This is a genomic window from Enterococcus sp. DIV2371 (genome assembly GCF_050498525.1).
Lineage (GTDB): Bacteria > Bacillota > Bacilli > Lactobacillales > Enterococcaceae > Enterococcus_B > Enterococcus_B mangumiae.
In genome coordinates this window covers 585,803-609,388 of record NZ_JBIPAJ010000001.1, presented here as the reverse complement: position 1 = coordinate 609,388, position 23,586 = coordinate 585,803, and the positions used below count along the sequence as shown (strand labels likewise).

The following is a 23,586-nucleotide window of genomic DNA, read 5'->3' as shown; positions in this document are numbered from 1 at the left end:
TTCTTATATTCCTATTGTAGCAAATAATGTGTGTTATGAACATTTTTTATTATGTTATCGCTGAAGAAAAATCACCATTTTTGATGATTCCAAGATTCCCCGTCGATTTCTCCTTGCAACTGCTCGATCCGCTCATTGATTTCGACAAATAAGCGTGACATTTCATGAACTAACGCTTTTCCTTCATAATCAGCTTGTTGACTTAATTCGGCTAATTGTTCTGCCAGCCATTGATCCATCATAAGCTTCTTCCTTTCATCTCCTGTAAGATAAATGTGAGATCTTCAATATTTTCTTTTGCTTCTTCTAACATATCCCCAATCATTTGTTGCTTTGCGGGTTCTTTTTCCTTAATGATTTCGTTTTGCGCAAAACGTTCAATAAACCAATCGATCCGATTGATAAGTGAAGGTTTCTCAACTAACGATAGATATTGCTGATAGCTGATCAAGCGTTCAAATCTTTGTTCTTCAGTCAAGTACATGAACTGTGCCAAGACAAACGGAGGCAAAAAGGTCATCTGGAATTTATGGGCGATTCGCTGATAGGGACGTAAAAATTCAGAGATCGTATATTCTTCTTTCCCACCTGCTTGATATTCTTTTTCACTCACGCCAGTTGTCAAAACGATACCTAGTTCCTTGCCCAATAAGACTTTCGTTGCTGATTCTAATACTTGGTCTTGCCACATTTTCAAATGCGCTGGGGCGCTATACCAATAGAAAGGAAATTGGAAGATGATCCGATCATGCTCTTTCAATAAAGCAAGTTCAGTCTGAAGATCAATTTTCCCATCTGGATAGCAAGCTTCTAAATGATGCCAAGTAGCAGATAAATGAATGGAAGCTTCTTTAAAAAATTGTTGGTTCAACGATGTTTCAATTGTCGGATGACTGACAATAATCAATGTTTTCATGACTTTCTCCTCCCGCTTTCTAGTCTAGCATATCCTTAGAAAAACCCAGTAAACGATGCCCTTGCTTCTTTAGGTTGCCCAAGAAATAATGGCTTGTTCCTCTAACTGCTTTTTCAATTGCTCTGCGGAAACCCCTTTTATCTTTTCATTATTCATTCGTTTCCGATAACTGGTAGCTGTCTCGCCAGTGAATTTCTTGAACATTCGGCTAAATACGACCAAACTATTGAAACCCACTTGATAAGCGATTGCTTCAACTGATTCTTCTGTCAACGACAAGAGAAATGCGGCTCGATTGATGCGAACGCCAATCATATACTCTTTGATACTGATACCTAATTGATTTTTGAACACCCGCGATAAATGACTGCGATTGACAGCCAAGTGTTGTGCGATTGCTTCAACTGTCAGACGTTTCGAATAGTGTTCTTCGATATACTGGATCGTGTCGATCGCTAATGAAGAATAGTTTTTCTGCTCGCCCAGACGTATGTGACCCCCATCTTCTAGAAGAAGCGCCAAAAGCTGATATGTCAAAGCAGTCAATTGTAATTCATCTGCTAAGTTTTCTGGCGAATAATTCATACATGCTAAAATAATCTCAACATATTTTGAAATTTCTGAGGAGACCATGGTGTATTGATCTTCTTTGAACAACGAATGATGGATGATTTTGTCTGCCACGGGTCCGCCAAAAGAAATCCAACTGTACACCCATGGCTCTTCTCCATCCGCTAAGTAAAAGGTTGCATCTCCTGGACGAATCAAAAATAAGTCACCTTTTTTCAACTGATATTGCCGATCCTTCACACGATAGATCCCTTTTCCTTCCATGACGATATGTAAAATATAATCATGACGGATGGCTGGGCCAAAGGAATGGAATGGAAGTGTTTTCGAAAATCCACAAAAATCAAAGTACAGCTCTTTGGACAATGGTTGATGTTTATTTTTTAAAAAAATTGCTTTTTCCAACTTACGCCACCTACTTTTTCAGAGTCTTCTGACTAAAGTCTACTACAGATGCAACAAAAAGTTAAATAGTACTCACAGAAATACCTGTTATCGTAAGCGATTTCTTGGTAAAGTAAGAGTACAAAAACATTTTCTATGTGATAATGTAAACGGTTTACTCAACCGCATATCATAGCGAACTCATTCTGTTAAAAAACAGCGAATATCTCAGCCTCATAAAGAAAGGAAGCTTGAAAAAATGAATATCACAGAAAAAACATTTGGATCTTCCGCTAAATTGATCACTTTAACCAATCAACATGGCACATCACTTGCGGTCACTGATTTAGGCGCACGGATCGTCAGTTTAAGATTCAATGACCGAGAATTAGTTCTGGGCTTTGATTCAGCAGAAGAATATCTCGAAAAAGACGCCTTTATCGGAGCAACGATCGGACGAACAGCTGGACGGATCGATGCAGGTAAATTCACTCTTGCAGGTCAGAACTACCAACTACCTGTCGATCCAGCAACTGGACATTCCTTACATGGTAGCACACCAAGCTTTGAAGAAAAAACATGGTCATACGAAATCCTTAATGGGGAACAAGAAGCCACTGTGATCTTTACCATGACAAGCCCTGACCAAGAGCATGGTTTTCCCGGGAACTTATCTGTAGAAGTCCACTATACGCTCACAGAAGATAATATTTGGCGTGTGACAACGAAAGCAGTCAGCGATCAACTGACACTTTTTAATCCAACAAATCATGTTTACTTCAACTTGAGTGGCGACGTGACGCAACCAATCGATGAACATACGCTATGGGTCAACAGCCATGCGTTTGCCGCTTTAAGACCAGACAGTATTCCGACAGGCGAACAAGTCGAAGTTACCGGAACACCGTTTGATTTCCAAACACCAAAAAAACTGTCGACTGTTTTCACCAGCGACTTTCCACAAAAAGAGTTATTTGATGGTATCGATCATCCCTTCTTCTTAAAGGAAACAGGGTTAGATAAAACTGTTGCTACGCTCTTGAGTCCGGATGAAACAATCCAAGTCAGTGTCCGTACTGATGCTCCAAGCATCGTCATTTTCACTGCTAACTTTGGGGAAGATACACCTGAAATGCGAGGCAAACGCCTAGCTGACCACGGTGGGATCACCTTTGAAACACAAATCGCTCCTGGGGCAGAACGTTATCCTTCCTTTGGCGATATGTCTTTGGCACCTCAAACACCATTTGAGACCATTACAGAATTCAAACTTAAAACAAGAGAGGAACAAAAATGATGAATAAACCAACACACTTAACGACAAAATTCAATGAATTATTTGGAGAAAAACCTACAACAAATTATTTTTCACCCGGCAGAATCAACTTGATCGGTGAACATACAGACTACAATGGTGGCCATGTCTTTCCTGCATCGATCACTTATGGCACTTACGGAGTTGCCGCTCGCCGTGAAGACAATAAGGTAGTCGTCTACTCAACAAACTTCGAAGAAATCGGTGTGATCGAGTTTACGCTTGATGATTTAACATTTGATAAAAAAGACAACTGGGCAAATTATGTCAAAGGAATGATCTTGAAATTAAAAGAAGCAGGTTATACCATCGATCAAGGATTTGAATTGGTGATTGAAGGAACGATCCCAAATGGTGCGGGGCTTTCTAGTAGCGCCTCATTAGAATTATTAGTTGGGATTGTTTTGGAAGATCTATTTGATTTAGCCATCGATCGTTTGACACTCGTTCAAACTGGTAAAAAAGTAGAAAATGAATTCATTGGTGTCAATTCAGGGATCATGGATCAATTTGCGATCGGTTTTGGTGAGGTCGATCAGGCAATCTTACTAGATACAAATACACTACACTATGAAATGGTGCCAGTTAAATTAGATGGTTATGCTGTGGTCATCATGAACACAAACAAACGACGTGAATTAGCGGATTCAAAATATAATGAACGTCGTAGCGAATGTGAGGAAGCCTTGAAACGTCTACAAACAAAACTAGCTATCAAAGCATTAGGTGAATTGGATGAAGCGACTTTCGAAGCCAACACTGACTTGATCGGTGATGATATCTTGATCCGTCGTGCACGTCATGCAGTCACTGAAAATCAACGAACACTAAAAGCAAAAGCTGAATTAGAGCAAGGAAACCTAGAAGCATTTGGTCAATTATTGAATGACTCTCATTACTCGCTCCGTCATGATTACGAAGTCACAGGTATTGAATTAGACACACTTGTAGATGCCGCACAAGCACAACCAGGTGTATTAGGCGCACGAATGACCGGAGCAGGCTTTGGCGGCTGTGCGATTGCTTTAGTCAAAGAAGAGGAGATCCCAGCCTTTAAAGAAAATGTTCATGCGCGTTATTTAGAGGTTGTAGGATATGAGCCAGAGTTCTATGTGGCACATATTGGAAGTGGTACGACGAAAATTTAAATAAAAACAAAGACACGCGTCTGGGTTTGGCAAACTACCAAACTCAGGCGCATATTTTATTCAAGCATGATTTTGAATCTCGTTTAAATAATCTATAAAAATGTAAAAATCAGCAATCGGTTCTCTGTATAGACATACCTATACCAGTTATTTCAGACAATTCATCCAAACTTAAGTAACTACCAGTTTTTACAATTTGGTTATCGATTTCAACGATCTGTAAACTTTTTATATCGCCCGTGCGCAATAAATTGAAAACTTGAGGATTCTCAATAAAAGGTAAAATCGAATAACTCAAAAAAAATAAATTTGTTTCTAGTTTCTTTCCCTTTGTATGACTATAAAACTCTTTTGTAGCCAAATCTTCATGTAATGATTTGAACACGTAGAGTTCTTCATCATCAACTTGCTCAAATACATAATATGAAATGATCATTCTTTTATTGCCACTCTCCTTCATTTTCTTATCAGGGCATCAACAACGGCACCTCCAAGGGGTTTATACGCATAATATACGATTCTTCAAAGATTTAATCAAAAGGCTGGCGGAAATGTATAGTAACGATATCTATCATTTCTACTATACTTCATTTTCTTAGCGTTGATCCGCACCATTGTATCATTAGCTAAAATACTTAGTCACTCGCAGAATAGCGAATTCTTTTTCACAAAAAAAGACAGAAAGAAGCTATATGCATTCTTTCTGTCCCAATCATTCTAAAATTTTTTTATTCCTCGTGTCACTATTCTGTCTTGCAACTCTACTAAGAGTTCAGTCGTTTATCCTAAGATCTCAACAATTGCTTTGTTGAATTCAGGCAAATCATCTGGTGTACGGCTAGTGACTAATTGATTATCGATCACTACTGCTTCGTCTTTGACATTTGCGCCAGCGTAAGCCACATCTGGACGTACCGTGTCGTAAGCAGTCATCGTTCTGCCTTCTGTTAGACCTGTTTGGATAAACAATTGTGGACCATGACAGATAGCAAATAACGGTTGGTCATTTTTCAAGAAGTAAGTAACGAAATCAACAAAACGTTGATCCTTACGTAATTGATCAGGTGAAAAACCTCCTGGGATCAAGAGCGCATCGAAATCTTCAGGAGAAACTTCATCAATGCTGCGATCGATCGTGAACTCGCCACCTTTTTTGCCTTTGATTGTTTGGTTTGCTTCAAAACCAATCGTTGTCACTTCATTCCCTGCATTTTCCAACGCTTCTTTTGGTGAAGTTAATTCAACATCTTCGACTAAATCAGTTACGATTGCTGCAATTTTTTTTGCCATTTTTCCTCTTCCTTTCTTATCGCTTGATTCTAGCCTAAAGGATTTCAGAAAAGTGTGCAAATCATCTGTTTATGATTTATAACTTATTTTATTTAAAAGAATAAATGCTACTTTCCCTTTTAAAGTTACGCACCTAATTTTTTTCGAACAATCGCTTCGGTCAATGTCTTTGAAAAATTCAGATGCATTTCTTTACCTAACTTATCTGCCCATTTTGGGATCGTTAATGTTTTTTTACAGGTTCCTCTGATCCTAAGTATTCTGATAAATCAACAGAGACCATTGAAATAAATGACTTTTCAGCATCATACTCTAATGTGAATTCGGCATCATTTTTAAAAGGATTATTCTCTATCAGTGACAATGAACTGATAAAAGATGGCGCAGGTAACGTTCGCTCTTCTTCTATCTCGTCCGCCAAAAGGATACCTAAATAATCAGATGCATTTTCGATTGCTTCAGAAATATCAGATCCGCTTGTACCAGCCATCTCCGAAAAATCTGGAAAGAAAACAGAAAATCCCGAGTCATAACCTTCACTTGTTTCTAAATAGAATAATGCCGGATATGAAACAAGCATGTTTTCCACCCCTCTCTTAAGAAGCAGAAACAGAGTTATTTTAACCCTACCTGCCTCAATATCGCTTTTTTTATCCCTTTAGTAGCTTGGAAGGAACAATGATTGATCGGTTTCCACTTTTACATGAGAGCCTATCCCACCTATGGAAATCAACCATTTCCTGTGGTATCACTGGCATTGTCATAAAACCCATTGATATGTCTATATTAGCACGTGTAACACGTAAACAATAAAGAAATTATTCGATAAAAAAATAAACCAAAGCAGCTAGCTACGTTTAGCTGCTTTGATTTATTTTCTGTGGATCTGTTGTCTATCCTCACGACTGCGATAAACTGGATATTTCCCAATCAACTGAACTGGAAATGCTCGCTGTTCCAGTAGTTTGATTGCTTCGTTCAAATTCGGGTCTGTTTTTTCGATTTCCACTTCAATCACGAAAAAGTATTCGCCTAATGAGGTTTTTTGCGGTCGCGATTCGATTTTAGTCAAATTAAGGTTTTTCTCTGCAAATACCGCAAGTACTTGATACAAAGCACCTGGTCGATTTTCTGGTAAATCTACAAATAAAGTTGCTTTATGTGCATTGACCGGTAACTTAGATGCAATCGGCGAGGAACCTAATAGCCAAAAACGGGTTTCATTGTTGCGGATCGATTGGATATCTTGTTGAACGATGGTCAAGCCAAACTGTTCAGCGGCTTCTTTAGGTCCGATTGCCGCTATTTTTTGTTCGGGATGCTCAGTAACTTGTTGGGCGCCTTGTGCGGTCGACCCCATTTGTTCGATTTCCACGTCAGGAAACTGTTGTTTCAAAAAGACTTGAGATTGTGCCAATGCTTGTGGATGACTACAGATTTTTGTTACTTCTTGCCACGTCTGTTGATGCTCAGGATGGACCATCAATTGTTGCTTGATCGGCAAAACGATTTCGCCTTGGATCGTTGGCAAAGTTTCGTAAACATGGTCCAACGTCGGTAAAACGGACCCTTCGATAGAATTTTCGATCGGGACCATCGCATAATCCACCTCATGTGCGATCTGCGCATCGATCAAATTCGTTAATGCTTGATAAGGAAACCAATCGCCTTCGTTGAAATAATTTTTTACGGCACTATATGTGAAGGAACCTTTTGGACCGAGATAACCAATTTTCATCGATTCATCACCTGCTTTATGATTTCTGAGACAACTTCTGCTGGTGATTTACCGGTTGTTTCTATCGTAAGATCTGCTACTGTTTCATAGTGTTTTTTTCGCGAGAAAAACAACTCTTTCAACTCTGCATCGTCTTTTTCAAGTGCCAATGGCCGGGCTTGTTTGTGGTCTTGGCGGATACGTTTGACCAAAAGATTGGGATCAGCTTTTAAGTAAACGACCAGATGATCTGCCAGTAAACGCTGATTTTCTTCTTGTAAAATCACGCCGCCACCTGTCGCAATGATCGCTTCTTCTTGCAATGATGTTTGCAACAGCTTCGTTTCTTCTTGTCTGAAGGCAGCTTCGCCATGTAATTCAAAATACTGACTGATCGAACAGCCAAATCCTTCGACTAGTTTTGTATCCATATCGATCAATGGTTTCTTTAGCTGCATTGATAGCTTTCGACTGATCGTTGTTTTACCGGCGCCCATAAAACCGATCAGTACAATTGCAGCCATTAGTTTTTCTCCTTGATCAGACTAGCTAGATCCGTAAAGAATTCGGGATAAGAAATATTTACCGCTTCCGGATGGTTCAATTCAACTGGTTCATCGGTCAATAATGCAGCAATCTGTAGCATCATGCCAATGCGATGATCGCCATGACTATCAACAGTTGCCCCATGTAGAGGTGTTGGACCATGAATGATCATGCCGTCTTCTGTTGTTTCAATAGATGCGCCCATTTTTATCAATTCTTCCGCTGTCGCATCGATGCGATTCGTTTCTTTGACTTTTAATTCTTGCGCATCTCCGATGATCGTCGTTCCTTGTGCTTGTGTCGCAGCTAATGCCAAAATTGGCAGTTCATCGATCAATCGAGGAATGATTTCTCCTTCGATCGTACATGCCTGTAATTTGGCAGAACGTACCATTAAGTCAGCGGCTTGATTTTGTTGATCAATCTGCATTTCTTGGATGGAAGCACCCATGTCGTTCAGCACATCTAAAATCCCTGTTCGTGTCGGATTGATCCCCACTTGTTTCAGTAGCACTTCGCTATTTGGCAAAATACTTGCAGCAACGAGATAAAAAGCTGCTGAAGAAATGTCACCAGGCACCGCCACGTTTTGTCCAACTAAGCGTTGTCCGCCAGAGATTGTGATCACTTTATCTTCTACCGTGATTTTTCCACCAAACTGTTTGATCATTTCTTCTGTATGATTCCGTGATTTTTCTTTTTCGATGATCGTTGTCTCGCCATCTGCTTGGAGTGCCGCAAATAAAATCGCTGATTTGACTTGCGCACTGGCAATTGGCATCTCATATTCAATTGGTTTCAAAGAAGCACCAGTCACTCGTAACGGTGGTAGATCGGGATGTTCGATGCCTTTAAGATCTGCACCCATTTCTCGTAAAGGATCCATCACTCTTCCCATTGGTCGACGATTCAATGAGTCGTCTCCAGACACTTCTGCTGAAACCTGACTGCCGGCTAAAATCCCTAAAAGCAAGCGGATCGTGGTCCCAGAATTACCTGCATCTAATCGCTCGGCTGGCGTTTGTAATCCCTCTACGCCATGACCATAGATATGGATTTGCTCTTCTTCTTCGACTATTTTTACTCCTAGTTGTTTGAATACGGAAATCGTACTCAAACAATCTTCTGCTTTTAAAAAGTTCGTCACCGTTGTTTTTCCGTGACTGATCGCACCGAACATGATACTGCGATGAGAAATCGACTTATCTGCTGGAACTGTTAGTTCTCCTTTGATCCCATGTGTTGCGTTAAGTAATTTCATTGTCTCAACTCCTGATCCAACAGTGAAAATTTTCCGCTTGAATCAATGCTTGTCCTTTTTCCAAATCTGCTTGATTTTTGAAGGATAATTCAAGGACTCCGAAAATATCTTCTCTAGTTTCTTGTATTTTTAAATTGATGATTGAAATATCTGCTTGACTTAATGCTGTAGTCACCTTGGCGACTGCACCGGAAATATCCGGGATATCGACATATAGATCATAAAATGCCGGAATCGTTCCTTGCCGTTTCTTCGGCAACTGGTCTCTTGTTTGCTTGGCTTGTGCAAAAAAACGATGGATCGCATACTCATCATTTTTTTCAAGTTGTGTTTTCAACGTTTCCATGGAGGATTGCCACTCTGCTAATAAGGACAGCATGATTTCTTGATTCGTCAGTAAGATATCTGTCCACATTTTAGGGTCCGAAGAAGCAATTCGAGTAATATCCCGAAAGCCTCCCGCTGCAAGTTGCGATGCTCTTGGATGTTTTTGATTGAGCGCATCGCTTGTTTGTACCAACCCAGCAGCCACGATATGGGGCAGATGGCTCAAGACACCGACGATTTCGTCATGATTTGTTGCTTCCATCAAAACAAATTTTGCTCGCGTCGGTTCCAGTAGTTCCATCAATTCATCCACGCGGTCACTCTCATGATCATTGGTCAATATATAGTAGGCTTCCTCAAACAAATTGGGATTGCCGGCTTTGACTCCTGATTTATGTGAGCCTGCCATTGGATGACCACCAATAAAAGTAAAAGGTAATTCTTTAGCCGCAGTCATGATTGCCGCTTTCGTACTGCCCGTATCACTGACCAATACAGATTCCTTTAACGGAAGTGTCGCTAAGCGTTGCAAATAATCCAAACTAACTTGTACAGGGACCGCGAGTAAAATGACATCCATTTGACTCGCTTCTTCGATCCCAGACACGAGATGATCGACTAGTTGGACTTCCTCTGCAATTTTTCTTGTTTCTTCAGAATGATCCCATCCGTAAAGCGTCACATTTGATCCTTTGATTGCCCGACAAAGCGAAGCACCAATCAGACCTAAACCTAAGACAAATACCTTTTTCTTCATAGGGTCACCTCTTCTAAAAGTCTTGGATCATCTGCCGATGACTGGCAACAGATTTTTGTAGTTCATGCATGTTATCTGCTGGAAAGTGTTCAAGTATTTCCATAGCAAGGGCCGTTGCAATCACATGCTCAGCAACGACAGAAGCTGCTGGAACAGCCGTACTATCTGAACGTTCAACACTTGCTTTATACGCTTCCTTCGTGTCGATATCAACACTCATCAATGGCTTGTAAAGTGTCGGGATCGGCTTCATCACACCGCGAACGATGATTTGTTCGCCATTCGTCATCCCACCTTCAAAACCACCTAAATGATTCGTCGTACGGCGGTATCCATGTTCTTGATCCCATGTGATCTCATCCATGACTTTCGAACCTGGTAAAGTGGCTGCGTCAAATCCGATACCAAATTCCACTCCTTTGAACGCATTGATACTAAGCATCGCTTGTGCTAATTTGCCATCTAATTTTTTATCCCATTGGACGTAACTACCTAATCCAGCGGGTACATTTTCAACACGAACTTCGACGACACCACCTAAGGTATCCCCTGCTTTTTTAGTATCATCGATCAATGTTTTGACTTGTTCTTCGATTTCAAGATCGACCATATTGACTTCAGAGATCGTTGTTTTTTCCTTGATGACTGCCACAGGAAGCTCTTCAGGGATCGTTGCTTTGATTCCTCCAAGAACCGCTACATGACTGGCAATTTCGATATCTAGTGCCGCTAGGATCTGTTTTGCTAAAGAACCGATCGCTACACGCATCGTCGTTTCTCTCGCTGAAGATCGCTCTAACACATTTCTAAGATCTTGGTGTTGGTATTTCATCCCGCCAACGAGATCCGCATGTCCTGGACGAGGTTTCGCTACGCGACGACGTGTGACATGTTTTTCTTCGATGGGTTCGACTGACATCACTGTCTGCCAATTTTTCCAATCTTTGTTTTCCACGATCATCGTGATAGGCGAACCAAGCGTTTTACCATGGCGAATACCTGATGTGATCTGTACACGATCTTTTTCGATCTTCATTCTGCCCCCACGACCGTAACCGCCTTGTCGTCTCGCAAGGTCTTCATTGATTTTTTCAAGTGAAACTTCTAAACCTGCCGGAACACCTTCAATAATGGCAGTAAGTTGTGGTCCATGTGATTCTCCTGCTGTTAAAAAACGCATCTAATTCGCCTCCTCTAAATAGTCTTTCACAGATTCAAGCGGGATTTCTTGAATCCTTGCTTGTCCGATCTTATCTAATAAAATGATTTTCAATGTCTTCCCACGCGCCTTCTTATCGTGGGTAATCGCATCATAAAGGGACTGTTCTTCCCAAGGTTGATAGTTGATTGGCAACTGATATTTTTCAATCATTGCAATCAATTGATCTGTGATTCCAACCGGTGATTGTCCCATTTTCTCAGCTTGTTTGGTGATTTGCACCATCCCGATCGCTACGGCTTCACCATGACTGATTTGGCCATAACCAGCAGTATTTTCAATCGCATGGCCAATCGTATGCCCAAAATTCAACAACAAACGGCTTCCGTTATCAAATTGGTCTTCTTCTACGACTTTTTTCTTCACTCGCAAGGCTTTTTCAATGACTTTTTCGCTATTCGCTAGTAGATCGGCAACTCCTGTTAAACTTGCCAGATCTTGCCACAACGTTTCATCACTGATCGCCCCACATTTGATGATTTCTGCGATCCCCTCTTGGATTCTGCGCTCTGATAAAGTCGTTAACGTTTCTGGATCGATCAACACACCGTCTGGCTGGGCAAATGTCCCGATCATGTTTTTCGCCATAGGGGCATTGATCGCTGTTTTTCCGCCAATACTTGAATCGACTTGTGCCAGTAAAGAAGTTGGGATTTGCACAAAAGAAATGCCTCGCATGTAAGTAGAAGCAACGAAGCTCGCTAAATCGCCAATCACTCCTCCACCAAGCGCAATGACTGCATCACTGCGCGTAAATTGTTCTTTTGCTAAAAACGCATAGAGTTCCGCTGCCATGTCGAATGATTTGCTGTTTTCTCCAGCTGGAACTACATAATGGACGACTTCGTAGCTGGTTCGCAATTGTTGACAGACTTTCTCGCCATAGATCGGAAAAACATTCGTGTCACTGATGACTGCGATTTTTTTATTTTTCCAGATTCCTTCAAGCCACTCAGATACATGGTCAAGTGCGTTTCGTTCAATGATGATCTCATAGCTTTTTTCTGGTAAGACAACTTCTAACATGTCGCTCCTCTTTTCTATAAGGCTTTGATTTTATTCATCGCTTCAACTAAAATCTCTACTTCTGCCATCATTCTTAGGTAGTTCTTTTCATTCAATGACTGCTGTCCATCTGACCATGCGTGGATTGGGTCAGGATGGATCTCTACGATCATTCCATCTGCGCCACTAGCAACTCCTGCTCGAGCCATTGGTGAGACAAGGTCCCAGACTCCTGTGCCGTGACTAGGGTCAACGATGATCGGGAAGTGACTTAATTTTTTGATGATCGGTACAGCACTTAGATCGAAGGTATTACGTGTGGCTGTTTCGTACGTACGGATGCCACGTTCGATAAAAATGATGTTTGGATTGTTTTGTACCGCAATGTATTCCGCCGCATTCAGCCATTCTTCGATCGTTCCTGAAATCCCACGTTTCAAGCCAATTGGTTTGCCAGTTTTACCAACCGCTTCTAGTAAACGGAAATTTTGCATGTTTCTAGCACCGATCTGGATGATATCTGCGTATTCGCAAACCACGTCAATGTGCGCTTCATCCATCACTTCAGTAATGACTTTCAAACCGTAATGATCCGCAGCTTTACGCATCATTTTCAACCCTTCTTCTCCTAATCCTTGGAAAGCGTATGGTGATGTTCTAGGTTTGTAAGCTCCACCACGTAGGATCGTTGCGCCACCCGCTTTTGCCATACGAGCAGTTTCCATGATTTGTTCTTCACCTTCTACTGAACAAGGGCCAGCCATCGTCACAAAACTGCCATCACCGATTTTCACACCATCTACATCAACGACTGTATCTTGAGGATGAAATTCTCTAGAAGTTAGTTTGTACGTATTGGAGATTTTTACAGCACGTTCTACCATATCGTATCTTTCGAATGGCACATCTTGGATGATTTTAGGATCACCGATCAATCCTAAAACAAGGCGATCTTTGCCTTGGTTGATTTGGACTTCTAAGCCCTCTTCTTTGATACGTGAAAGTACTGGTTCTAATTGGTCTACTTCAATTCCTGGTTTAATAATCAAAATCATAAGATAACATCCTTTTTATTTTTATTTTTTTTAACACTGTTTAAGCACTCGATCGACAGTGGAAAATCGTTTTTTTGTTTTCTTAAAATAACTCGTTGAAAAATGAACTACTGTGTTTCTCCTTTCGTTAGGTATAAAAAAAGCCCGCCGTAGACAAATCTACAGTGGGCCTGAAAAATTCTAACAAAAAAGCCACTATAGATTTTCATCTATGTGGCGGACAAGTCATCTCAAACATCCTTAGCCATCATAGATACAAACGTTGTGTTTGCACCCATGAGTCTCATGAATACAAACCTATCTAAAATAGCTAAAGTAATACGTATTCAGTTGTGAATTCAATGTGATTTTCATAAGAAATCGCTCCAAACTGATTTAAGATTGGTTTAAGTATAGATTTCTTTCTGAAATAAGTCAACTACTTTTTCAAATCTTTTTTCTTTTTGTCTCACTGCCGTTTTCGACGAAAGATATTTTTTAATGCCCTTAATGATTTTTCCGTTGACAAAAAATGCGAACATGTGTTCTAATCAAGTGGAAGAGGTGACTGTTATGTTTAAAAATCAAAATCCCGTATTTGACTATCAGAAAGAACCTTCTAGAGATATTTTATGTATTGATTGTAAGTCCTTCTATGCTTCTGTCGAATGTGTCGAACGAGGATTAAATCCGTTAGAAGCAAAGCTTGTCGTGATGTCCTATCCTTCAAATTCTTGGGAAGAACGAGGAAGCGGGTTGATTTTAGCTTCAAGTCCGGAAGCAAAAAAAGCGTACGGTATTACGAATATCAGTCGTGCGCGAGATCTCCCCTTTCCTTACCCAAAAGATTTGCACATTGCGCCACCACGCATGGCTTATTACATGGAGAAAAATAAAGAAATCAATGCAATCTATAAAAAATATGCAGATGAAGCCAATCACCATGTCTATTCGGTCGATGAAAGTTTTTTAGATATCACGAACAGTTTGAACTTATTTGGTGTAAAAACAGCAAAAGAACTTGCACAAATGATCCAACAAGACGTAGTGGATCGCACTGGCATCTACACCACTGTCGGTATTGGTGACAATCCATTATTGGCAAAACTAGCACTAGACAATGCCTCAAAAGATTCGCCAGATCGGATTGCAGAATGGCGCTATGAAGAGGTCAAAACTACCGTTTGGCAGATTCCCAAGCTGACTGACTTTTGGGGGATCGGTCGGAAAATGGCCGTACGCTTGAATAACTTAGGGATCGATACTGTCTACGACTTAGCTCACGCAGACTACTATCGCCTAAAAAGTACGCTTGGCGTGATCGGTACACAACTTTATGCCCACGCTTGGGGGATCGATCGTAGTTTTTTAGGCGAAAAATACACACCGAAATCAAAAAGTATGGGAAATAGTCAAATATTGAACAGAGATTATACTCGACGATCAGAAATCGAAATCGTCATCAAGGAAATGGCGGATCAATTAGGAACTCGCTTACGGCGTGCCGAAACAAAAGCCCAAGTGATCAGCCTTTGGGTCGGTTTTTCACTAGGATATATCGATCCTTCTGGCAAAAGAGGCTTTCATCAACAATTGAAAATCCCGGCGACCAATTCGAGCCATGAGCTAGCCGAGGCTTTACTCCGCATATTTGACCAGCATTACAAACGGCAGGACATTCGCAGCATTGGCGTCAATTGCTCACAACTCGTTTATTCTGCTGGACTACAATTGAATCTTTTTGATGATCCGAAAGAACAAATGAATCATGCGAAAGTGGACTTTATCGTGGATAAAATACGACAAAAATACGGATTCAAAGCGATCGTCCATGCCCATAGTTTACTGGAAGGTGGTCGAGCAATCGCCCGTAGCTCGCTTGTCGGCGGTCATGCAGGCGGAATGGCTGGTATTGAAGGTGAAGGACATGCGACGCACGAAAAAAGAATTTCTCGATTACAATGAATACCGCGATCGCCCCTTTGGCTTGAAATGGGGGACCGCTTTTGCTATGGATGAATTAGTCAAAGGGATCGATGAAAACGCAGAAGACGCCCTAAAAGACCTCCCTCCTCAATCGCAGATGAAGAGAGAAGAAATCGATCAAGTCCTGTTACAGTCCTTTCTCTATCGTCAAAAAGTGACTATCCAATTAAATACAAAAGATGAATTTGGCAGGTATTTAGAAAATATTGAAGGCGTATTTTTTGGTGAAAGTGATGAAGAATATATGACAATTGACCAGTACCAGATTCTTTGGGAGGACATTCGTCACGTTGGTTTAAAACAAGAAACAAAATGGTTTGACGTTAGTGACAACAAGACACATGACAAACAAAGTTTTCGCCCCATCGATTGGAACAATCCAAAGCAACAAGTTGAACTGCAATTGATCAAAGATGAATTTTATCAAGCTTTTGAAGAGGAAAATGAGTAAAATGGAGGTGCTGCCGATGACAATGGTAAAGAAACATTTCGAGACTGTCATAATCACTGCTTATATTGCCAAGCAAGAAATTACGATCCAAACAAAAAACGGACAAAACCATAGAGGAGCGATTCAAAAAAAGATGACAGAAGACGGTTTTTACGTAAACGGGGGCTTCATCGCTTGGGATGAACTTGATTCAATCGATTTGGAAGAAGAATATTTTCATTTTTGGAAAAACATCGTCAAACAAGCAATTAACTAGTTCATCCACCTATTGGACACCTCGTCCATCATTGAACGTTCCTTTCTTTCAGCCTAAAAAGCGTCAACCGATAAAAAATACAAACGGTTGACGCTTCTATCAGTAAAGCTAGAAAGCTTCAGTTCAAATAGTTTGGATCAGACAATAAAGGTTTTATTTTATTTGTATCGATAATAAATTCTTGGGTTCCCATAGCACCAGGTGCTACCTCATATTTATCAAAGAAGATGACCAACTGATGTTCTTTATTGATATAAAAATTTGGATCTTTTGTTAATAAAAATGAGCCATTATCCTCCAGAGCAAAGTAAGTTGATTCTGGATTTTTTTCTATCCGTCTTCTCATCTGTTCTTCAATTTCTTTTGAAAGAGCACTGAGATAATCATCACTTTTAAATAATAAAGGCAAGGACAAAACTACTTTATTTTGTTTATCTAGCGTATCAAATTGATTTTTCGTTTGTGTACTTGCTATGGTCTGCTCGATTGAACGATCAATCACTAAAAATCGTTCATCATTGACCAATAGGTGATATCCACCTGTTGTATCGATTTGTTGCCCGTTTTTCTTGAGTTCTTTTATTCCTTCCTCATAAGCCTGTTGGCCCTCTGCAAGATATTTTTGATTCAGCTGATCATGGATTTCTTCTTTCCCCATTATTCTAGGAATAGCAATCGTGACACCTGATTTCTCTTCTTGGAATGAATAGGTTTTCCCAGTAATGATAGAAACCAATTCTCCTAGAATAGGAATTTCTGTCGCCCATACGCGAAAGTCTCTATTTTGAACACCTGCAAACAAAATAAATATTGAGCAGACGATACCCAAACTGATACGACTAACATTTTTCACTTGTCGTTTCACGCTCACTTTTTTCTTTGCGATCATAAAACGCTTGAAAAGCTCTTCTTCTAATTGTTCAGGTATTTCATTTGCATGATACGCCTGATCCATCATGCTTATTTTTTTCTTTGCTCCTCCCATTTCGCTACCCACTCTCCTTTATTTTAAAATTTCTTTGTAATTATCTAGCGAGCGATACATTTTTGTTTTCACAGTACTCTCATTTAAATTTAAAATCTGAGCAATTTCTTTCAATGTAAATCCCTCAAAAAATTTCAAGATAATGATCTCACGTTCCGGACTGGGTGTTTGGCTCAACAATTCTCGTAATTCCATATAAGAAACATCATTTTGAAAATCGATGAATTCAAGACCTTGATAATCTTCCAATTCAAAATTTAATGGAATTCGTTTATTCTTACGCCAATGGTCAATTGCTGTTCGAACTAGGATTTTATAAAACCAAGCTTGAAAATGATCGATTTTCTTTACCTTTGAGAAATCCATCAATGCTTTTTGAAAGCTATCTTGGATAACATCCAACGCATCTTCTGAACTGTGCGTATAACTATAAGCGATTCGGTACATTTTTTGATATTGTGTTTCAATCAACTGTTCTAACTGAGATTCATAATATTTGACTCGCTGCTTTTTTGCTATCCGATTGAAAATATTAGACACCTCCCTATCTCATAAAAAAACAATTTGCATTGATTTTTTATCTCAAATAATAAATATAACCTAGAGCTTTTGTAAAATCTTTGTTTGCTTCCTGACTTGTTCGCGCATCTTCCCTTCTCTGTGACTCATTTATCTCTATCTCCCGTTGCTTTTCTTCTCGGATCGAAAATGTATCCATTGAATACATCAATAAAAAAAGGCTAGTAAACAGGAACAATAAGATTAAGAAAATTAGCTCTATCGTTAAAAATGAATAGTTTTTTTCATGTTTCATCCGCTCACTCCACTTTCTTTTTTTATACTTAATTAGACGATCGTTTTCTAAGAAAAGTTTCAAAAAGATTAACTTTATTTTGAACATTCCTATATTTTAAATTACTATTTCCACACAAAAGACAGGTTTGTGAGATTCTGATACAAGTATTAAGCTCCGATAAAAAGCACCAAAACCCAACAATTATTCATCAATGGATTTTGGTGCTTATTTATGTAGTATTCCACTTCTAGAAAACTATTTATTCGTTTTTAGCAAGAGATAGAACGAATGACCAGATCTTTTCAACTTAACATTGTATAAACGCTGCGAATCGAAGAAACCTTTGTTGACATAGAGAGAAACCCACAAAAATTTGAAAAGCAATCTTGTAGGTTCCTCCTTATTTCTCTGGGCTGAACATATTGCGCCCACAACTAACTGCTAGTTCTCTATCAGTTTTTGATTTTTTTTAGGACTCGTTCTAACCGTGGTCGATTATATCGTTGGATCATGATAAATGGAAGATTAACAACAAGCGCATAAATCACCATTACCCATCCTGCCCATGCAGGATTCCATAGAAAAAAGAGAAAAGCAGGTGGAATCAAAAACCAATGAGTCAATTCTGCTCGTTGTGTCTCAATCACAAATTGTTTCAGAGATTCAATATTATTGTTCGCTAGTTTTGACTTGTCAAAACCATTTTTAGCAATGACGGTCCCATCAGGTAAGCGGTCTTTCCACGCTTTTATTCGAAATTTTTTTTGCCAGAAGTCACCGCTTTTCTCAAATGAAAAAGGGCGGAACCATCGCTTATTTCTTTCAAAAAAGCCATCGTCTACCTGACGAAGTAAGTAAGAGATCCCTAAATGGATAACCAACCACGCCAAGATATCAACGAGAATCAGGCGGAAAGGAGTAAAGTAAATCAGCGGCATAAAAACCTCCTAAAATTTGATTTTTCTTCCTTTCCAAGTCACTGATTTCAAAAGATACGTTTGGATCAACGACCATAAAAACAAGAAAAGGAAAAAGAGAAAAAAGATCGGGAAAAACAACAAGAAAGCAGGGGTGAAATTCCCCACACGTTTGGCAAAGATGATGCATTGGCATACATACAGACAGTAGATGACTAGCGCAAAATGCCATTGATCCGTACGAAAAGCCAATACAGAGCCAACTCCACCAGCTATCCATAATATGGTCCCGAACAAAATAAAGGGATTGGTGGCTTTTGAAGCTGTTGCAAAATCCTTTGTCCACCCTTGGATCAGTTGCTTGAACCCTTCTGGATACATGCGAAAAGCAATCAACTCTTTTCCGCCGTATAAATGGATGGGAAGATCTTTCTTTAGGAAGCGCTTAGCTAAAGCCATGTCATCTAAAATCCCACTAGGCATATCATTATGCCCATCCACCTGAAAATAATCTATTCTTGAACACAAGATACACGGACCGAATGCCCCCGCTGCTTTTACTTTTTCCCCAAACACAGAAAAAGTATTCAATCCTACTAGAATGATCACATTAAAAATAAAAGAAAACTGTTCATAAAAGCGAACGGTCTGATGAAAAGGTTGTAGCGACATTAGTCCACGCTTTCCTCTTTTTTCGTATTCAGCCAATAATCTTTCCAAGCTATTCTCGGTTTGGAAGAATGTGTCCGCATCTAAAAATAAGAAAGTCTCACTTTTAGCATGCGTTGCACCTAACCAACAGGCAGCCGCCTTTCCATGCTGTTCACGATCATTTGAAAAAACTACTGCCCCTAAGCGTTTGGCGATTTCAGCTGTACCGTCAGTGGAAGCATCATCTACTACGATGATCTCTTGTGGTTGGATCGTCTGCTTCTGGATTGATCGAATCAATTTTGGAATCGTGTTAACCTCATTACGTACAGGAATAATGATTGAAACACTTGTTGCATGGCGAGTCGTTGGTGCTGTTTTCGCGAGAAATGGCAATCGATAAAAGATACACCAACCTGCAAGCCAAGCGACGAAAAGGACGATCATGATCAGTAACAAAATATCCCTTCCTTCCTATCCATTCGCTTCTCTTTGCACGATCTTATCACTTACTTGTTGCCCACTCAAAGTAACCATTGGCATACCAGCTCCAGGATTGACCGTTCCACCGACAAAGTATAAATTGTCATAGCGCTCACTATGTTTCCCATGTTTGAACCCATGATTTTTTTTGCGATCTGAGACAGTACCGTAGATTGCTCCCCGATGTGATAAATAATTTTTTTGGATATCTTCTGGGGTCCAACGATTTTCATAGACAATATGTTTTCTCAAATCCGTTAGCCCCATCGTTTCCAATTTGATCAAAATACGTTCACGAAAAGCATCATATTCTGCTTCTGTAAATGGTTGATCTTGTAGATAAGGGATATGAGGTAAAATCTTGATATTCTCATGTCCTTCAATCGTTTGGGAAGGATCAGTCTTATTCACATTGACCAAATAGATCGTTGGGTCTTCTGGCAACTGGTGCTGATGGAAGTTTTGATCAAAATTTTCTTTCTCCGCATTTGAAAAGAAAAAATTATGATGTGCTAATTGCGGATATTCTTTATTAACACCTAAATGCAAGACAAACCCTGAACTTGCTGGTTCAAATTTCTTTTCTAACTTCTCAGTAAACGCTGGTTTTTCATCTAATAACTGTTCATAAGCCGGGATGACTTCCATATTCGAAACAAAATAGTCTGCTTCGATCACCGTGCCATCTGCCAATCGCGCAGAACGGATCTGATCATTCTCTATATTTAATTTTTCAACATAAACGCCGGTATGGAACGTCACACCGATCTCTTTCCCAAGTTTCACGATCCCTTCCGCAATCTTGTGCATCCCACCTGGCACATACCAAATCCCTTGCGCATGTTGCATATAGATCATCATATTCAAAACCGCTGGTGCATCATAAGGAGACGAACCAACGTACTTACTGAAATAACCAAGTATCTCTTGCATTTTAGGATGACTCACTCGTTTTGCGATTCCATCATGCATCGAAGAAAAATAATCAAATCCTTTCAACGCTTTGATCACACCATGTTCTTTTAAAATCTCCATCGTTGAATCAAGCCCTTTGTCAAAATAACCGACTTCTGTATAATCGTAGATTTCTTTTGCGTAGTCTAAAAATGCTTGATACTCTGCCATATCGGTTGCAGACAACATTGGATTTTCTTGCGCCATTTTCGTTAGATCGCTGTATAAATCAATCGATGTATGGTCAGGAAAAAAAGAGCGCCACTGCAAATCCAACCGTTCAATCGGAATGTAATCTGCCATCTGTTTGCCACTTGCAATAAACAACTTTTCAAAGATTTGAGGCATCGTCAAAATCGATGGCCCTAGATCGAACCCAAATCCATTCGCTTCTAAACGGTTTAATTTACCGCCTAGATGATCATTCTTTTCATATAAAGTAACCTTGAATCCTGCTTGTGCCAAAGACACTGCTGCAGATAAGCCCCCAAGGCCTCCACCAAGAATAATGACTGATTTTTGTTTGTTTTCCATAACAGTACCTCTTGCTTTCTAAGTCTCAAAGTAAATTTTTACAGCTGGGCATTTTATATGAATCAACTGTAAAAAAACACTTCATATCTATATCTATAGTAGCATATCTGTAAAAAATCTTATTTCATTGCGCATTGTATTGTTATAAAACAATAAGAAAACATAAAATGAAAAACAGAGTAGACAAAACCAAAAAATCGTTTTGTCTACTCTGTCTCAGGCTAACCATTGCTTTTATAATCCATTTATTCTCCACAATCAAAGAATCGGGACAAATAAACCACTGATTTTCTCTTTGACTTTCGTCCATCCACTTCGCCGTTGCCATTCTTCTTTTTTGACTCTTTTCGCATGGGCTAGATCTTCTGCAAAATGATCATTCAATTCATCGATTGTTCTTGATGGTCCATAAATGAACATCGATAACTCATGATTGAGATAAAAACTGCGAATATCAAAATTAGTCGAGCCAATTGTTGCCACTACATCATCGACGATCATATATTTACAATGGATAAATGCGGTCGTATCATAAATAAACACTTCGACCCCCGCCGATAATAAGTCATCAATAAACGAGTTCGTCCCATGGAATGAAATGCCACGATCCCCTTTTCCCGGTATGACCAATTGTACCTTGATCCCACAACGTGCTGCTCGTCTAAGTGCGCCCAATGTTTCTTCATCCGGGATAAAATAAGGCATAGCGATTTTGATCGAATCGACTGCTTTACCAATCAAGTCATTAAAAGAATCTTTGATGATTCGTTCTTGATCATAAGGACCGCCATAAATGACCTGTACGATTTCCGAGCCTTTGGGTGTATCCGTCTTTAATGGAAAATACGCAGCTTGATGTTTGATAAAATGACCGATCGTTTCCGTTCCTTCATCAAGGAACAACCAATCATAAACGAAACATTCTTGTACCTCTAATACAGAAGGCCCTTCGATCCGAACATTCGTATCTCGCCAATAAGAGAACTTATTACCGCGACCACTATACTCATTTCCGATATTCATACCGCCAGTATGTGCGATTTTGCCATCGATCACAACGATTTTTCGATGGTTTCGCCAATTGGCTTTGTTACTCAACCACGGTGAATTCAAAAGATCATAAGTCCGTACTTCCACACCATTTTCTCGCAGCGCATCTAATAACCGATTCGGAAAAGCAATCGATCCAACACTGTCATACATAAAACGGACTTCGATTCCCTGTCGTGCTTTTTCGATCAAGACAGCCGTCAGTTCTTCGCCGGTTTCATCTCCTTTTACAATATAGTAAAAAAGATGAACATGATGCGTTGCCTGCTTGATATCTTGCAACAATGCTGTAAAGGCTTCCGCTCCTTCTTTTAACAATGTCAGTTGATTGTCTTTCGTTGGATACTTTTCTGAAAGATGGAAAATCTCGTTAGACAGATCGTGCTTGGCATGGATGATCTCTGAATGTTCCTGAAGGATCTTTGAAACAGTTTGTTGTACGTTTCGCTCATTAGCTAGTTGCTGTTTCGGCAACTTCCGTAAACGAGGCTCACGACCAATCAAATAATACAAGATGATCCCAACGATCGGCAGAAATAATAAGGCTAAAATCCAAGCAATCTTAGATGTTGCTTCTCTTTGATCAAAAATCACTAAGTACCCACAAAGAAGAAACGCATAAATCTCCACGATCAACCACGCATAAATGATTTGATTCAAAAAAACAATCAGTGAAACCGCTACAAAAATCAATAAAATCAATAATATTTTGTATTGTTGCAATTTATTCTTTATCATCGTTTTCTCCATGTTTGCATGCTTTATTTTGTCGTTGATTCTTTTTTTTGAGACAGTCAACGATGTTGGTTACAGCACACCTTATTTAGATTATATACGTTATAGTCGCTCTAATGTAAAGGATTTTCTCCTTCCTTACATCTTTTATAGAAACTTTTCTTCTATATAATAGTCATTGTTTTTCACTCCGTATTAAGAAGAGAAAAAAAGCGCTATGATATTCGTCATCTCACAGTCTCTAAAACTGAGTAAATAGTATTCCAAAAATAAGCCAGAAACCCCAATAATTTTCGGGT

23 protein-coding genes and 1 pseudogene are annotated in these 23,586 nt (G+C 39.6%); 5 read left to right on the top strand and 19 right to left on the bottom strand.

Annotated elements, in window-relative coordinates:
- Nucleotides 1–71: 71 nt before the first annotated feature.
- The 3 genes from IGL24_RS02840 to IGL24_RS02830 all read right to left on the bottom strand — a co-directional run bounded on the left by IGL24_RS02840 (nucleotide 72) and on the right by IGL24_RS02830 (nucleotide 1,891).
- Nucleotides 72–239 carry a hypothetical protein gene (locus IGL24_RS02840; protein ID WP_207699241.1) on the bottom strand — a complete coding sequence of 56 codons (168 nt, stop codon included), beginning with the start codon at nucleotides 237–239 and terminating at the stop codon, nucleotides 72–74.
- Entirely contained in the window at nucleotides 239–916 is a 678-nt protein-coding gene (locus tag IGL24_RS02835) for an NAD(P)H-dependent oxidoreductase (protein ID WP_206855467.1), read from the bottom strand. Before IGL24_RS02835 ends, IGL24_RS02840 begins: the two co-directional genes overlap by 1 nt.
- Before the next feature lie 69 nt (nucleotides 917–985).
- Nucleotides 986–1,891, bottom strand: a complete 906-nt coding sequence (locus IGL24_RS02830) for an AraC family transcriptional regulator (RefSeq protein ID WP_206855465.1) — start codon at nucleotides 1,889–1,891, stop codon at nucleotides 986–988.
- A 238-nt stretch (nucleotides 1,892–2,129) separates the two neighbouring features.
- Here IGL24_RS02830 and IGL24_RS02825 point away from each other — a divergent pair, with 238 nt between their 5' ends.
- A complete protein-coding gene (locus tag IGL24_RS02825; protein WP_206855464.1) occupies nucleotides 2,130–3,167 on the top strand; it encodes an aldose epimerase family protein in 1,038 nt (345 codons plus the stop codon).
- Nucleotides 3,167–4,333 (top strand): galactokinase, encoded by a 1,167-nt coding sequence (locus IGL24_RS02820; protein WP_206855463.1) that lies wholly within the window; start codon nucleotides 3,167–3,169, stop codon nucleotides 4,331–4,333. Before IGL24_RS02825 ends, IGL24_RS02820 begins: the two co-directional genes overlap by 1 nt.
- Before the next feature lie 109 nt (nucleotides 4,334–4,442).
- On the opposite strand, the gene IGL24_RS02815 is transcribed toward IGL24_RS02820, so the two are convergent.
- From IGL24_RS02815 to aroF, 10 genes and pseudogenes are all read right to left on the bottom strand, one after another.
- Entirely contained in the window at nucleotides 4,443–4,769 is a 327-nt protein-coding gene (locus tag IGL24_RS02815; protein WP_206855462.1) for an arsenic metallochaperone ArsD family protein, read from the bottom strand.
- Nucleotides 4,770–5,113: 344 nt separating this feature from the next.
- Nucleotides 5,114–5,623: a type 1 glutamine amidotransferase domain-containing protein gene (locus tag IGL24_RS02810; RefSeq protein ID WP_206855461.1), complete on the bottom strand. Its 510-nt coding sequence runs from the start codon at nucleotides 5,621–5,623 to the stop codon at nucleotides 5,114–5,116.
- Nucleotides 5,624–5,748: 125 nt separating this feature from the next.
- Nucleotides 5,749–6,203 (bottom strand): annotated as a pseudogene (locus IGL24_RS02805) (type II toxin-antitoxin system HicB family antitoxin).
- A gap of 291 nt (nucleotides 6,204–6,494) precedes the next feature.
- The gene (gene pheA, locus IGL24_RS02800; RefSeq protein ID WP_429968385.1) at nucleotides 6,495–7,361 is read right to left on the bottom strand and encodes a prephenate dehydratase; all 867 of its coding nucleotides are present in this window, start codon (nucleotides 7,359–7,361) and stop codon (nucleotides 6,495–6,497) included.
- On the bottom strand, nucleotides 7,358–7,864 hold the full coding sequence (locus tag IGL24_RS02795; protein WP_206855459.1) for a shikimate kinase: 507 nt from the start codon (nucleotides 7,862–7,864) through the stop codon (nucleotides 7,358–7,360). Before IGL24_RS02795 ends, pheA begins: the two co-directional genes overlap by 4 nt.
- Nucleotides 7,864–9,147 carry a 3-phosphoshikimate 1-carboxyvinyltransferase gene (gene aroA, locus IGL24_RS02790; RefSeq protein WP_206855458.1) on the bottom strand — a complete coding sequence of 428 codons (1,284 nt, stop codon included), beginning with the start codon at nucleotides 9,145–9,147 and terminating at the stop codon, nucleotides 7,864–7,866. The genes IGL24_RS02795 and aroA overlap by 1 nt, the downstream gene beginning before the upstream one ends.
- 4 nt (nucleotides 9,148–9,151) lie before the next feature.
- Nucleotides 9,152–10,231 (bottom strand): prephenate dehydrogenase, encoded by a 1,080-nt coding sequence (locus IGL24_RS02785; protein ID WP_206855457.1) that lies wholly within the window; start codon nucleotides 10,229–10,231, stop codon nucleotides 9,152–9,154.
- 13 nt (nucleotides 10,232–10,244) lie between these two features.
- Nucleotides 10,245–11,411 carry a chorismate synthase gene (aroC, locus tag IGL24_RS02780; protein ID WP_206855454.1) on the bottom strand — a complete coding sequence of 389 codons (1,167 nt, stop codon included), beginning with the start codon at nucleotides 11,409–11,411 and terminating at the stop codon, nucleotides 10,245–10,247.
- Complete coding sequence (gene aroB, locus IGL24_RS02775; RefSeq protein WP_206855450.1) at nucleotides 11,412–12,476, bottom strand: 3-dehydroquinate synthase; 1,065 nt, start codon at nucleotides 12,474–12,476, stop codon at nucleotides 11,412–11,414.
- 14 nt (nucleotides 12,477–12,490) lie between these two features.
- Nucleotides 12,491–13,510 carry a 3-deoxy-7-phosphoheptulonate synthase gene (gene aroF, locus IGL24_RS02770; protein ID WP_206855448.1) on the bottom strand — a complete coding sequence of 340 codons (1,020 nt, stop codon included), beginning with the start codon at nucleotides 13,508–13,510 and terminating at the stop codon, nucleotides 12,491–12,493.
- Between the two features lie 552 nt (nucleotides 13,511–14,062).
- Between aroF and IGL24_RS02765 the strand changes: the two genes are divergently transcribed.
- Genes IGL24_RS02765 through IGL24_RS02755 form a run of 3 tightly spaced genes read left to right on the top strand, consistent with a single transcriptional unit; the run spans nucleotide 14,063 to nucleotide 16,182 of the window.
- Nucleotides 14,063–15,454, top strand: a complete 1,392-nt coding sequence (locus IGL24_RS02765) for a Y-family DNA polymerase (RefSeq protein ID WP_206855447.1) — start codon at nucleotides 14,063–14,065, stop codon at nucleotides 15,452–15,454.
- The gene (locus IGL24_RS02760; RefSeq protein WP_206855445.1) at nucleotides 15,417–15,926 is read left to right on the top strand and encodes a hypothetical protein; all 510 of its coding nucleotides are present in this window, start codon (nucleotides 15,417–15,419) and stop codon (nucleotides 15,924–15,926) included. The genes IGL24_RS02765 and IGL24_RS02760 overlap by 38 nt, the downstream gene beginning before the upstream one ends.
- 16 nt (nucleotides 15,927–15,942) lie before the next feature.
- On the top strand, nucleotides 15,943–16,182 hold the full coding sequence (locus IGL24_RS02755; protein ID WP_206855443.1) for a hypothetical protein: 240 nt from the start codon (nucleotides 15,943–15,945) through the stop codon (nucleotides 16,180–16,182).
- Between the two features lie 118 nt (nucleotides 16,183–16,300).
- On the opposite strand, the gene IGL24_RS02750 is transcribed toward IGL24_RS02755, so the two are convergent.
- The 6 genes from IGL24_RS02750 to cls all read right to left on the bottom strand — a co-directional run bounded on the left by IGL24_RS02750 (nucleotide 16,301) and on the right by cls (nucleotide 23,302).
- Nucleotides 16,301–17,167 carry an RsiV family protein gene (locus tag IGL24_RS02750; protein WP_206855441.1) on the bottom strand — a complete coding sequence of 289 codons (867 nt, stop codon included), beginning with the start codon at nucleotides 17,165–17,167 and terminating at the stop codon, nucleotides 16,301–16,303.
- Nucleotides 17,168–17,185: 18 nt separating this feature from the next.
- On the bottom strand, nucleotides 17,186–17,707 hold the full coding sequence (locus IGL24_RS02745; protein ID WP_206855439.1) for a sigma-70 family RNA polymerase sigma factor: 522 nt from the start codon (nucleotides 17,705–17,707) through the stop codon (nucleotides 17,186–17,188).
- Between the two features lie 708 nt (nucleotides 17,708–18,415).
- A complete protein-coding gene (locus IGL24_RS02740; RefSeq protein WP_206855436.1) occupies nucleotides 18,416–18,901 on the bottom strand; it encodes a glycosyl-4,4'-diaponeurosporenoate acyltransferase in 486 nt (161 codons plus the stop codon).
- A 9-nt stretch (nucleotides 18,902–18,910) separates the two neighbouring features.
- The gene (locus IGL24_RS02735; protein ID WP_206855434.1) at nucleotides 18,911–19,990 is read right to left on the bottom strand and encodes a glycosyltransferase; all 1,080 of its coding nucleotides are present in this window, start codon (nucleotides 19,988–19,990) and stop codon (nucleotides 18,911–18,913) included.
- A gap of 15 nt (nucleotides 19,991–20,005) precedes the next feature.
- Nucleotides 20,006–21,502, bottom strand: coding sequence for a phytoene desaturase family protein (locus IGL24_RS02730; RefSeq protein WP_206855431.1), 1,497 nt, complete (start codon nucleotides 21,500–21,502; stop codon nucleotides 20,006–20,008).
- Between the two features lie 258 nt (nucleotides 21,503–21,760).
- Entirely contained in the window at nucleotides 21,761–23,302 is a 1,542-nt protein-coding gene (gene cls / locus IGL24_RS02725) for a cardiolipin synthase (RefSeq protein WP_429968384.1), read from the bottom strand.
- Nucleotides 23,303–23,586 lie beyond the last annotated feature (284 nt).

Bases quoted from the DNA above. Each gene is read 5' to 3' on its own strand.
- IGL24_RS02840 (WP_207699241.1), bottom strand. From the start codon at position 239: ATGGATCAATGGCTGGCAGAACAATTAGCCGAATTAAGTCAACAAGCT.
- IGL24_RS02835 (WP_206855467.1), bottom strand. From the start codon at position 916: ATGAAAACATTGATTATTGTCAGTCATCCGACAATTGAAACATCGTTG.
- IGL24_RS02825 (WP_206855464.1), top strand. From the start codon at position 2,130: ATGAATATCACAGAAAAAACATTTGGATCTTCCGCTAAATTGATCACT.
- IGL24_RS02820 (WP_206855463.1), top strand. From the start codon at position 3,167: ATGAATAAACCAACACACTTAACGACAAAATTCAATGAATTATTTGGA.
- IGL24_RS02815 (WP_206855462.1), bottom strand. From the start codon at position 4,769: ATGATCATTTCATATTATGTATTTGAGCAAGTTGATGATGAAGAACTC.
- IGL24_RS02810 (WP_206855461.1), bottom strand. From the start codon at position 5,623: ATGGCAAAAAAAATTGCAGCAATCGTAACTGATTTAGTCGAAGATGTT.
- pheA (WP_429968385.1), bottom strand. From the start codon at position 7,361: ATGAAAATTGGTTATCTCGGTCCAAAAGGTTCCTTCACATATAGTGCC.
- IGL24_RS02795 (WP_206855459.1), bottom strand. From the start codon at position 7,864: ATGGCTGCAATTGTACTGATCGGTTTTATGGGCGCCGGTAAAACAACG.
- aroA (WP_206855458.1), bottom strand. From the start codon at position 9,147: ATGAAATTACTTAACGCAACACATGGGATCAAAGGAGAACTAACAGTT.
- IGL24_RS02785 (WP_206855457.1), bottom strand. From the start codon at position 10,231: ATGAAGAAAAAGGTATTTGTCTTAGGTTTAGGTCTGATTGGTGCTTCG.
- aroC (WP_206855454.1), bottom strand. From the start codon at position 11,411: ATGCGTTTTTTAACAGCAGGAGAATCACATGGACCACAACTTACTGCC.
- aroB (WP_206855450.1), bottom strand. From the start codon at position 12,476: ATGTTAGAAGTTGTCTTACCAGAAAAAAGCTATGAGATCATCATTGAA.
- aroF (WP_206855448.1), bottom strand. From the start codon at position 13,510: ATGATTTTGATTATTAAACCAGGAATTGAAGTAGACCAATTAGAACCA.
- IGL24_RS02765 (WP_206855447.1), top strand. From the start codon at position 14,063: ATGTTTAAAAATCAAAATCCCGTATTTGACTATCAGAAAGAACCTTCT.
- IGL24_RS02760 (WP_206855445.1), top strand. From the start codon at position 15,417: ATGCGACGCACGAAAAAAGAATTTCTCGATTACAATGAATACCGCGAT.
- IGL24_RS02755 (WP_206855443.1), top strand. From the start codon at position 15,943: ATGACAATGGTAAAGAAACATTTCGAGACTGTCATAATCACTGCTTAT.
- IGL24_RS02750 (WP_206855441.1), bottom strand. From the start codon at position 17,167: ATGGGAGGAGCAAAGAAAAAAATAAGCATGATGGATCAGGCGTATCAT.
- IGL24_RS02740 (WP_206855436.1), bottom strand. From the start codon at position 18,901: ATGCCGCTGATTTACTTTACTCCTTTCCGCCTGATTCTCGTTGATATC.
- IGL24_RS02730 (WP_206855431.1), bottom strand. From the start codon at position 21,502: ATGGAAAACAAACAAAAATCAGTCATTATTCTTGGTGGAGGCCTTGGG.
- cls (WP_429968384.1), bottom strand. From the start codon at position 23,302: ATGGAGAAAACGATGATAAAGAATAAATTGCAACAATACAAAATATTA.